The organism is Bacillus sp. SCT118 (genome assembly GCF_058566435.1).
Genome location: NZ_CP191225.1, coordinates 2,235,482 through 2,248,347, shown reverse-complemented (window position 1 = coordinate 2,248,347; position 12,866 = coordinate 2,235,482). Strand labels below are relative to the sequence as shown.

At 45.7% G+C, this 12,866-nt stretch carries 1 protein-coding gene; it reads left to right on the top strand.

All coding sequences use genetic code 11. The features are described from left to right. The first annotated feature begins 15 nt into the window (after positions 1–15). Positions 16–12,804, top strand: coding sequence for a polyketide synthase PksM (gene pksM, locus ACQVGT_RS11550; RefSeq protein ID WP_015483248.1), 12,789 nt, complete (start codon positions 16–18; stop codon positions 12,802–12,804). Positions 12,805–12,866: the final 62 nt, after the last annotated feature.

Here is a 12,866-nt window from a genome sequence, read left to right as displayed (position 1 = left end):
GAGAGGAGTGGGAAAATGATAACTGAACAACTGCACATTTCATTAAATAATCCAATCATGTCCAACCACAAGGTATATGGACAAGCGTTATTACCCGGCCTTGCTTATATAGATTTAATCTACCAAGTATTCCAGGAACATGGTTATGCATACCAAGAGCTTGAATTAAAAAACCTGACCATTTTTTACCCTTTGATCGCAGATGAGTCATATGACATTGCCCTGACCATTCACGTGTCTGAAAGAAAGGAAGGGACATGGTCCATCATCATCGACGGACAAAAACAGCATGGAGAATCACTATCTGACAAGAGACAATATGTGACTGCTGACATGCATCGTAAAGAGCAAACTTCTTTTGCCGAATCAATAGACCTTAATCAGTGGAAAAATACAGCTGACAGAATTCTGAATTTAGATGAAATCTATGAACAATGCCGTTCTCAGGAGTTAGTCCATACCGGCATGATGAAGGCGGAAGGACAGATTTATGAAACCAAAGAGGGTGCTTTAATTGATTTAGCAGTTGGACAGGACGCCCTGCGCCATTCTGAAGCTTTTCTGTTTCATCCGACGCTTATTGACGGCAGCGGCATAGGGTCAAGCTGCCTGCTCTCAGATCAAACGATGTATCTGCCATTGTGTTATGAATCGTTTTCTGCTTCAGAACGATTGCAAAAAGGATGTACAGCACGGATCCTCTCCTCATCTGTGCGCCAAAAGAAAGAACTCACTTATATGACGATTGAATATTTTAATTCAGCAGGACAAAAAGTGGCCGAGCTGAAACAATTTGCAGGCAAGTCTGTACGGAATATGTCAGCCTTTCATTCTGCAAAAGAAATTCAAGAAGAAAGAGCTGCTGTCTCTCAGAACATCAGTCGGGACTATCCCGTATTTGAAATGTATTTACGTCAGTTGCTTGCTAAGCAGCTTGAAAGGCCGGCAGAACAAATGGATATCCACGCTGGGTACTATGAGCTTGGTCTGGATTCTCCGTCATTGCTAACCGTGGTTCAGGAAATTGGAGATAAGGTTGGAGCGGATCTTGCTCCGACACTGCTGTTTGAATTTACAACAATTGCAGAACTAGCTGCTCATCTTGCTGATCACTATTCAATTGGAGAGGCGGACAATGCTGTCCGCCAATCTCCTTCACCAATGAAGGATTGTCCTGAGGGTGTTACCTCTTCACCAGAGATCGGGGAGGACATAGCCATTATCGGAATGGCGGGACGCTATCCTAAGGCGAAAAATATACAGGAATTTTGGGAACAGCTTAAAGCGGGTACCGACTGCATCACAGAGATTCCAAACTCACGCTGGGAATGGAAAGAAAACAATGGACTGGATTCACCTTCGGGCAAGCCATTGTCAAAATGGGGCGGGTTTATCGAGGATGCTGATTGTTTTGATCCTCAATTTTTCAGAATCTCTCCGCGTGAAGCGGAAATGATGGACCCTCAGGAACGGTTATTTTTAGAGACGTGCTGGGAAGCTATTGAAGATGCGGGTTATACACCAGAGACAATTGCTTCACCGCAGGGAGAAAATAAAAGACAGCATGTCGGTGTGTTTGCCGGCGTTATGCATAAGGACTATTCCCTTATAGGAGCTGAAGCTCTATCAGAACACAATCCATTTCCTTTATCGCTGAATTATGCGCAAATCGCCAACAGGGTCTCTTACTATTGTAATTTCCACGGCCCAAGCATGGCGGTGGACACGGTCTGCTCTTCCTCATTAACTGCGGTTCATCTGGCAATAGAGAGCATCCGGAATGGAGAATGCGAGGCCGCGCTTGCCGGAGGCGTCAATTTGTCACTGCATCCGGCTAAATATATCAGCTATGGCAGTGTAGGGATGCACTCAAGTGACGGCTATTGCCATACTTTCGGTAAAGGCGGGGATGGCTACGTATCTGGAGAAGGTGTCGGCACAGTATTGCTAAAACCGCTGCGAAAAGCTGAACAGGACGGTGACCGAATCTATGCTGTCATCAAAGGCAGTGCGATAAATCATGTAGGGAAAGTAAGCGGAATTACAGTACCAAGCCCGGTAGCTCAAGCTGATGTTATCGAAGCGTGTCTAGAAAAAACAGGAATTGATCCGCGCACCATCAGTTATGTTGAAGCCCATGGCACTGGCACCTCATTGGGAGATCCGATTGAAATACAGGGGTTAGTAAAAGCTTTCAGCCGCAATACGCAGGACAAGCAATTCTGTTCAATCGGTTCTGTTAAATCGAATATTGGCCATGCTGAAGCTGCAGCCGGCATTAGCGGCTTAACAAAGACTGTCCTGCAGTTGCATCATAAAACCTTGGTGCCGTCATTACATTCAGAAGAGCTGAATCCTTATTTGAAGCTTGATCAAACCCCATTTTTTGTCCAGCATGAAACAAAGGAATGGGAGCAGCCATCTTTTACAGAAAACGGGGTGGACGTCACATATCCCCGCCGCGCCGGTTTAAGTTCGTTTGGCGCTTCAGGATCAAATGCGCATCTTATTTTGGAAGAATATATTCCGGCAGAGAGCCATTCAGAGACGATTTTAACGAAAAATAAAGAAATAGTGATACCTTTGTCTGCGAGAAACAAAGATCGTCTGCAGGCTTACGCTCTTAAACTTCTTGATTTTCTTAGCGAGGACGTCAATCTTTTAGCGTTAGCTTATACCATGCAGGCAGGACGGGTTGAAATGGAGGAGCGTGCGGCCTTCATTGTAAAAGACATAAAAGATTTAACGGCTAAACTTCGAGCGTTTGCCAATGGCGAAGAAGAGATCGAGGGCTGCTGGACGGGACAAGCCAAGGAGAATCAGGAGGCTGCTGGGCCAACTTCGGTAAATGCGCTGAATAACAATTTGATAAGAGATAGTGAAATGATGGAAATGGCGAAAGCATGGGTTCAAGGAAAGCGGGTCACCTGGGACGGCCTATACGGCGATCGCAAGCCGCTTAAAATCAGTGTTCCGACCTATCCGTTTGCAAGGGAGCGCTACTGGATCCCGGTTCCTGAAATGAAAACCAGCACTGTGAATCATATCTTACATCCGCTGGTGCACCGCAATACATCAGACTTTACTGAGCAGCGCTTTAGCTCTGTATTTACAGGCACGGAATTTTTCCTTTCTGATCATGTTGTACAGGGACAGAAGATTTTGCCGGGCGTTGCCTATTTAGAAATGGCAAGAGAAGCAGCGGAAAAAGCTGCAGGCGATCTGGACGGCGAACAAAGAGTGGTGTCGCTTAAAGACATTGTGTGGGTGCGTCCTATCACGATAGAAAGTGAACCAAAAGAAATACATATTGGCCTTTTTCCTGAGGATAACGGGGACATTTCCTTTGACATTTATAGCAGCTCTGAACATAAAGAAGAAGCCCTGATGATACACTGCCAAGGTCGCGCTGTCATTTCAGATGAAACGGACACTTCCATTTTAAACCTTTCATCAATACAGACAGAATGCAGTTTGGACACAGTGACGTCAGAACAATGCTATGCAGCGTTTCGAAAGATTGGGCTTGACTATGGAGAGGGCTATCAAGGGATTGAAAAAGTCTATGTCGGCAAAGATCAATTGCTTGCAAAAATCTCGTTACCCGCTTTTCTAAAAAACGACAGGCAGCATTTTGCGCTCCACCCGAGTTTGATGGATTCCGCGTTCCATGCCACAGTCGGTTTTATCGTTAGCTCAGTCAATGCCGCTGGACAAGCTCAGACGCTGTCTCTTCCATTTGCGTTGCAGGAGGTTGATATTTTCAGCCCATGTCCAGAGAAGATATGGTCTTATATTCGATACAGTTCAGACAGTAAAGCGGAGGACAAAGTCAGAAAGTATGATATTGATTTATGTGATGAGAACGGACACGTTTGTGTGCGAATGAAGGGTGCCTCGATGCGGGCACTTGATGGAGAGCAGCATTCAATGCCGCAACTTTTAACTGATTCTCAGATGACCGGGCATACGATGATGATCCCTGTCTGGGAACCAGTCTCTTCAGATACGAAGGATAATGCTTCGTTTGCTGGTACACGAGTTGTTTTATGCGGTGCTGCTGAAGCTGATCGCGCATTAATAAAGCATCATTATCCGCAAGTTTCCTTTATCGATATCCGGCCTGCAGATGACATTGAGGGAATAGCGGACAAACTGCAAGCGTACGGAAGCATTGACCATGTATTGTGGATTGCCCCGTCTATAGGTAGTGATGGACAAGGAGAAGCTGTTCTTCACCTATTTAAGCTTGTGAAAGCATGCCTGCAATTAGGCTATGGCGAGAAACAACTTGAATGGTCTCTTGTGACCGTCCAAGCGCAGCCGGTTATGCAACATGAGGCAGTACAACCCGCCCATGCAAGCATTCATGGGCTTGCCGGCACAATGGCAAAGGAATATCCACACTGGAAAATCCGTCTTCTCGATCTTGAAAAAGGCTGCACATGGCCGGTAAATCACATGTTTGCGCTCCCAGCTGACCGCCTTGGCCATGCTTGGGCCTATCGTAATCAGCAATGGCATCAGCAGCAATTGATCCCATATCGGCACTCACTGTCAGGCGACACGCTATATCGGAAAGGCGGAGTCTATGTGGTCATCGGAGGAGCCGGGTATATCGGAGAGGCGTGGAGTGAGTACATGATCCGCCGCTACCAAGCGCAAATCGTTTGGATTGGGCGAAGTCAACTTAATGCTGCCATCCAGTCAAAAATAGACCGACTTTCGGCGCTTGGCCCTGAGCCTTTCTACATTGCAGCCGATGCAGCCGATAAACATTCATTGCAGCAGGCTTATGATCAAGTGAAAAAACGCCATCCTCATATTCACGGGATTGTTCACTCTGCGATGGTTTTATTTGAGCAAAGCCTGGAAAAAATGAAGCCGGAAGAATTCACCGCTGGACTGGCGGCGAAGATCGATGTCAGTATTCGGATGGCCCAAGTGTTCCGCCAGGAGAATGTAGATTTTGTATTATTCTTCTCTTCGCTTGTAGCCCATATCAAAAATGTGAAGCAAAGCCATTATGCCTCTGGCTGTACATTTGCAGATGCTTTTGCCCACCAGCTTTCTCAGAGCTGGGCATGCCCTGTAAAAGTCATGAACTGGGGATATTGGGGGAATAGTGAAGCGGCTGAGGATGAACATTATGTACAGCTCATGAATCAAATCGGCTTAGGTTTAATTGAGCCTGCGGAGGCTATGAAGGCGCTGGAAGCACTGCTTTCTGGGCCAGTCAGCCAAACAGCTTTCATTCATACGACAAAGCCTGTAGCAGTCGAAGGCGTGAATCAGAATGAATTCATCACTCTTTATCCAGAGCAACCTTCAGCAGATACAGAGAGCCTGATGGAGCGTCTGCCGACTACGGGACGAGTTCAAAGAGTGACACATGAAGAGCTTGATGATCTTCTTTACAGGCTGTTGTTAGGACAGCTGCAAACGGCCGGGCTGTTTGATGGTTATACATTATCGGTTGAACGTCTTCAACAATATAAGACTCATGAATTTTATGGAAAATGGATTCGGCAAAGCAGCGAATTTCTCTTGCAGCATGGCTATCTTAAGAAAGTTGGAGATTCATTGGTGAGGAAGGACCAAGCAGAGGATATCGAGCTGCTTTGGCAAGAATGGAATGCGAAAAAAGAAAAGTGGCTTAAAGACAGCGAGACAAAGGCGATGGTTGTATTAGCAGAGGCCATGCTGAAAGCATTACCGGATATTTTGACAGGGAAAGTCCCTGCAACAGATATCATGTTCCCGCATTCCTCGATGGAACTGGTGGAAGGCATTTATAAGCATAACCAAGTGGCAGACTATTTTAATAAAGTGCTTGCCGATACATTATTAGCTTATCTGGATGAACGTCTGAAGCACGACCCTGAGGCATCGATTCGCATTATGGAAATAGGCGCAGGCACAGGCGGCACGAGTGCCGGAATCTTTGAAAAACTGAAACCATATCAAAAGCACATCAACGAATATTGCTATACAGATCTGTCTAAAGCATTTTTGCTGCATGCAGAAAAGGAATATGGGGCGGAAAATCCGTACCTGACATATCAGCTTTTTGATGTGGAAAAACCGATTGATCAGCAGGAATTTGAAGCGGGAGGCTATGATGTCGTCATTGCCGCTAATGTCCTTCACGCAACAAAAAATATCCGTCAAACACTGCGGCATACAAAAGCGGTAATGAAAAACAACGGAATGCTGCTGCTGAATGAAATGGCGGGAAACAGCCTGTTCCCTCACATCACCTTTGGTCTTTTGGAAGGCTGGTGGCTGTATGAAGATCCTGCAGTGCGGATTCCCGGCTGTCCAGGCTTACATCCTGACAGCTGGAAAGCGGCACTTGAAAGCGAAGGCTTTGAATCTGTCTTTTTCCCGGCCGAGGCGGCACATGATCTGAGTCACCAAATCGTCGCAGCCTCAAGCAACGGGCTGGTTCGACGTATGAAGAAAAATGTGATCTTGCCGGAGAAGGTTGTTTCACAAGCGTCTAATCAGGAGCCAGCCTACATTCATACCATAGATTCAGAGGAAGCTGGACAATCAAAACATGCTCTCCTAAGAGAAAAAAGCACAGAATATATGAAAAAACTAATCGGGGAAACGTTGAAAATTCCTGCAGGAAAGATTGAGTCATCTGAACCGCTTGAAAAGTACGGTATTGATTCTATCGTTGTTGTCCAGCTGACGAATACATTGCGTAAAGAATTTGACCATGTAAGCAGCACTTTATTTTTCGAGTACCAGACCATTGACGCATTAGTGGAGCATTTCATCAAAACAAAAACAGAAGCGCTGATGAAATTAACAGGTCTTGACCGTCAAGTTCAACAACAGACCCCGGCCGAAAGCAGAATCCAATCTTCACAGAAACCTGATCAGGCCGCTAAAAAAACACGGCGCTATCGCAAGCTTGGCTTCAGCGGGGAGAAAGAAACTCCGACAAACACTCTTGCAAGCCGTGACGTTGCCATTATCGGCATTTCTGGACGCTATCCTCAGGCGGAAACAGCAGAAGACTTTTGGAACAACCTAAAAGAAGGAAGAAATTGTATTGAGGAAATTCCGAAAGATCGCTGGGATTGGAAAGCTTATTACGATAAAGAAAAAGGAAAAGAAGGATCAATTTATACGAAATGGGGCGGATTTATCAAGGATATGGACAAGTTTGACCCATTATTCTTTCAGATTTCTCCGCTTGAGGCAGAAAGAATGGACCCTCAGGAGCGATTATTTCTGCAAACCGCTTATGCAAGTATTGAAGACGCGGGATACACGCCTGACTCGCTCTGTTCAAGCAGAAAAATCGGCGTCTTTGCCGGAGTCATGAACAAAAATTATCCGACCGGCTATGGCTATTGGTCTATCGCCAACAGAATATCCTATTTACTGAATTTCCAAGGCCCGAGTCTTGCAGTCGATACAGCCTGCTCATCCTCCCTGACAGCGATTCATTTAGCGCTGGAAAGCATCTATAGCGGATCGAGTGATTGTGCCATTGCCGGCGGTGTCAATTTAGTTGTCGACCCGGTTCACTATCAGAATTTATCTGTCATGAATATGCTCTCTGCTAGTGATACATGTAAATCATTCGGCGATGATGCAGATGGTTTTGTCGACGGTGAAGGCGTAGGCGCCATTGTGTTAAAGCCGCTGCAGCAAGCAATAGCGGACGGTGACCATATTTACGGTGTGATAAAGGCAAGTGCCATTAATAGCGGAGGAAAAACAAATGGATACACGGTTCCAAATCCTCATGCACAGGCACAGGTAATTAAAGAAGCAATGGAGCGCGCCGACATTCCTGCCCGAACCATCAGTTATTTAGAGGCGCATGGAACAGGCACTGCTTTAGGAGATCCGATTGAGATAGCGGGATTAACAAAAGCATTCGAGAAAGATACGCAGGAGAAACAGTTTTGTGCGATCGGCTCCAGCAAATCAAATATCGGTCATTGTGAAAGTGCAGCCGGAATTACAGGGCTGACAAAAATACTTTTTCAGTTTAAATATGGCCAAATTGCACCATCATTGCATGCTCAGCGGTTGAATCCGAACATCGAGTTCAGCCATACGCCATTTGTCGTTCAGCAGCAACTTGGTGAATGGAAACGCCCGGTGATTGGCGGGCAAGAGGTGCCTAGGCGCGCTGGCTTGAGCAGTTTTGGCGCCGGAGGGTCCAATGCCCATATCATCCTGGAAGAATATATTCCAAGAACGGGGGCGCAAACGCCGAAAGACCATCCTCCAGCGCTGATTGTGCTATCGGCCAAAAACATGGAACGCTTGCAAGAAAAAGCGAAACAGCTGCTTACAGCCATCAAACAAAAAAGGTACCGCGAAACAGACCTGATCAGGATTGCCTATACCTTGCAAACAGGCCGTGAAGCAATGGAGGAACGGCTGGCCTTTATAGCGGAATCACTAGAGGATCTTGAGAGTAAGCTGAACGATTTTATCGAAAACAAAGCAGACAGCCTGTATCTGGATCGCATCGATGATAACAAAAAAGCGTTAGCAGTCTTATCAGCGGATGAGGATACGGAAAAAATCATAGAAGCATGGATGAGCAAAGGGAAATACACGAAACTGCTGGATCTTTGGGTGAAAGGCTTGTCTTTCGACTGGGGCATGCTGTACGGCACCCAAACGCCTGTCCGGATCAGTCTTCCGGCATATCCATTTGCAAAAGAACGTTACTGGGCACCAGGCGCGGCAAAGGCTCCGGCGTCTATAGAACAGGATCATGATCAGCCAACAGAAGAACCTTTCAAGGTTATGACGTTTCAAGAAGTGTGGAAAGAAGAGCCGGCGACTCTCACATCGAAACGTATCAAAACGCTCATCTGTTTTCTGACTGAAAGAGAAAAGCAAAACGCATTTGCTTCAGTCTTGAAAAACGTTGATCAAGACACTAAGGTCATTTTTATATCACAGGGCGAAGTGTACAGCAAACAGTCTGAATATAGCTACCAGATTGTGCGGCAAGAACCAGTTACTTTTGAAAAGGCCTTCCAGAGCATTAAAGAAGAACTTGGAGAACCAGATGCAATCCTCTATATGTGGCCTATGGAAGACAAGCGCTGTATAAAGGACCATTCCTGTATTGTTTACCTATTACAAGGTATGTCCGCAGCAAAGCTTCATCCTTCACGGCTGCTGCTGGCAGGATGTTTTGAAGATGGTCTTGACCGAAGCTATCTGGAATCATGGATTGGCTTCGAACGTTCACTCGGGCTTGTCCTTCCGCACACAAAAGTGACTGGAATCTTTCAGCCGGCGGAACAAGTATCGATGGATGATTGGACACGTAAAATATGGGCAGAATTACAGGCTTCAGCTGAACAAACGGTTTTGTATCAGAATGCGAAACGATATGTAAATCACATTGAACAGACAACGATACAACCGGACGACAGCAAATTGAAGTCTGGCGGTACTTACCTGATTACAGGCGGTGTAGGAGGGCTTGGTTATTTATTTGCCAAGCATTTGGCCAAAAACTATGCCGCAAACCTGATTTTGACAGGGCGGTCGCCTTTTAATGATGAGAAGCAAAAGCAAATAAAAGAATTAAATGATCTAGGCGGCGAAGCGATGTATGCAGAAGCCGATGTGTCTGATCCTATCGCAATGGGAGACTGCGTAAAAAGAGGGAAAGACCGATTCGGTGCCATCAACGGTGTCATTCATGCAGCCGGAATCGAAAGCGACTCTGCTATTTTTGACAAAAAGATCGAAAGCTTCCAGCGCATCATTGAACCGAAAATCAACGGCACGATAGCGCTTGATGAATGGCTTAAAAATGAAGTCCTTGATTTTATGTGTTATTTTTCTTCTTCTTCTGCGGTTTTAGGGGATTTTGGATGTTGTGATTATGCGATTGGCAACAGGTTTCAGATGGCTTACGCACAATACAGAAATGAGCTGCATAACGGTAAAACGTTTGTCATCAACTGGCCTGTATGGAAGGATGGCGGAATGAAGATCGGTGATGAAGAAACAACGGATATGTACCTAAAATCAAGCGGCCAACGCTTCCTAGAAGCCGAGGAAGGCATCCGTATGTTTGAGCACATCCTAGCTCAGCAGGATGCTCAGCATCTCGTCATAGCCGGTCAGCTCAGCCGTGTCAGCCGATTTTTAGGAATGACTGAACCAGCTATTCCAGAACCGGCCACTCAAGCCCCTCTAGCACAAGAAAACAAGGATGAGGTAAAAACGTTAAGCGTTGAAAAGCGTTTAGAACACGACTTGAAAGAGCATATTCACACATTGCTTAAGATTTCAAAGGACAAGCTGAATTTGAACAAAAATTGGGCCGACTTCGGATTTGATTCAATCTACTTGGCTAAATTCTCGAATGTGTTATCAAAGCATTTCAACATCGAAGTGACACCGGCTTTATTTTTCGGCTATTCGACTTTACAAGAATTGATCGGCTTTTTCTTAACCGATCACAAAGAGCTGATTGAAGCATTTTACCGGGATGATGCATCAGAGGCGCAAAAGCCCCCTGAAGCTTATGCAGCAATTCCTGTAGCTTTAGAACCAGAAACCAGTAAAAAAAGCATTCGGCAGGTTCACGATGAGCCTATTGCCATTATCGGCATGAGCGGCAGGTTCCCTCAAGCTGATTCGGTCCATGAGCTGTGGGATAATCTGAAAAACGGTAAATCGTGTATCTCTGACATCCCGGGCGAACGCCGGGACTGGGGGAGAGCTAACAGAGATCCAGAAAAAGCAGTGCCAAGGTGGGGTGCATTTTTGAAGGACATAGACCGGTTTGATCCGCTGTTTTTTCAAATATCGCCTAAAGAAGCTGAAAGCATGGATCCGCGCCAGCGCATTTTTCTAGAGGAAGCATGGCACACGTTTGAAGACGCCGGCTATATGGGAGATCGGATAAAAGGAAAATCCTGCGGTGTTTATGTAGGTGTGGAAGAAGGGGAATATGCGCACCTAACCGGAGATTCGGATTACATTAACGGAACACAAAACGCCACATTGTCTGCGAGAATCGCATACGCATTGGATTTAAAAGGGCCTAATATGGCTTTGACAGCAGCATGTTCATCTGGACTGGTAGCGATTCACCAGGCATGTTCAGCTCTGCGTCAGGGGGATTGTGAAATGGCTTTAGCCGGCGGCGTCAGCTTGAATATTTCTCACATGTCTTTTGAGGCGCTGACAAGGGCCGAAATGCTGTCTCCGAACGGACAATGCAAAGTGTTTGACCAGGATGCCAATGGTCTTGTGCCAGGTGAAGCGGTGGCTGCTGTTCTCTTGAAACCATTATCAAAGGCAATTGAAGATAAAGATCATATTTATGGCTGCATCAAGGCCAGCGGCGTGAATTACGATGGCAAAACCAACGGCATTACTGCGCCAAATCCTTTTAGCCAGGCAGAATTGATCGAAAACATTTATGAAAAAAATGAAATCAATCCGCTCGATATTCAATATGTGATGGCGCACAGTACCGGCTCGAATCTTGGTGATCCGCTTGAGGTCCAAGCGTTAACGAGCGTGTTCAGCAAGTATACGAAGCAGAAGCAATTCTGTATGATCAGCTCAATTAAACCTTTAATCGGACACACATTTGCAGCGTCAGGAACGGTTGCTTTAATCAGTATGCTGATGGCTATGAAAAACCAGATCATTCCGGCCACTCATCACTGTGAATCGGAAAACCCGTATATTCCGTTTAAAGAAAGCCCATTTGTACTTTGCAAAGAAAACCGTTCGTGGATCAGGAAAAATCAGAAGCCGAGGATGGGAACGATCAGCACGACTGGAATCAGCGGCACCAATGCACATGCAGTCATTGAAGAATACATTCCGGATGATCAGCCGTCCACACAGCGGCATCAAGGGTCACCGCAGGTCATCGTGCTTTCAGCCCAAAATGACGATCGGCTTCAGGATGCTGCCTGCCGCATGATTGCGTATCTGGAGCAGAATCATAACTTTTCTTTACCTGATGTGGCATATACGCTTCAGGTTGGGAGAAAAGCCATGGAAGCAAGGCTAGCGATCGTTGCAAACAATCAGGAGCAATTGGTGCGAAAATTGAAGGAATATGTGGAAGCAATGAAGAATGGTGGGATATCGGGCCAACAGAGATCCCTTTATACAGGATATACAGAAGGGATATTAGAAGAACAAGATGAAGCAGTTCTGCAGGCTCTCGCAAAAGAAAGAAATTTGGAAAACATCGCGGAATGCTGGGTGAAAGGATATCAGATTCCTTGGGAACTCCTTCATGATGGCGATCACGTTCGAATGGTTTCTTTACCTGGTTATCCATTTGCAAGGGAGCGGTATTGGGTTTCGTCAGGCACCCAGCAATCAGTGGCCGTTGAACAGCATTCACAAGATATGAAAACAGAGATTGACGAGCCGAATGGCAAAACCCATATTCAAAAGATCATTGTTCAATTTTTAGCACGAGAATTGGGCATATCTGAGGATCGAATCAATTTCAAAAGAAACTTTTTGGATTATGGGATGGATTCAATTCTTGGCCGAAAATTGATGCGGCATATCGAAAAAACCACGCAGCTGAAGATGGCCGGTCGGGAAATCCTTGAATGTCAGACAGTCCAAGCTCTATCTGACCATTTGGCCTTAAAAGCGGAAAAACAAAATCATAGCGCAGCAGCACATCAAATAAAGGACACGTATACAGACGAGCAAATCATCGGATTAATGCAAGAGGTGGCGCTAGGGAAATTGGATTTTAAGAGTGTGCAAAACATCATAGAAGGGAGTAAATCGTATGAATCATAAAGAAATTCTCGATGCCTTCAGATCAGGAGAATTAACCATTTCTGAGGTGGAAGAACATCTTA